The organism is Flagellimonas lutimaris (assembly GCF_051494225.1).
GTDB lineage: Bacteria > Bacteroidota > Bacteroidia > Flavobacteriales > Flavobacteriaceae > Flagellimonas > Flagellimonas lutimaris_A.
The window spans coordinates 1-231 of record NZ_JBNPYE010000046.1; the positions used below are offsets into that span (position 1 = coordinate 1).

At 64.9% G+C, this 231-nt stretch carries 1 protein-coding gene; it reads right to left on the reverse strand.

What is annotated here, in order from left to right; all coding sequences use genetic code 11:
- Positions 1-231 (reverse strand): hypothetical protein (locus ACQQ5U_RS19475; RefSeq protein WP_437400137.1); only part of this gene is annotated, 231 nt, incomplete at both ends.

Sequence of the window (231 nt, forward strand, 5' to 3'; positions counted from 1 at the left end):
TGCCGTCCGTGAGTGGGGGCAGTGTGTAGGAGTCACATGCGGTGACGTCCGCCGGGGCGTCCACCGGCGGGGTGTTGTTGATGGTCACGGTGAAGTTGCTCTCCGCGGAGCAGTTCGGTGTGGTGCCGGTCTCGCTGTAGACGTAGACGGTCATGGTGCTGTCCACCACGTATCCCACTGGCAGGGCGTTGCCGCCCCCGTTGGGCGCGTCGAAATAGTTGCCGTCCGTGA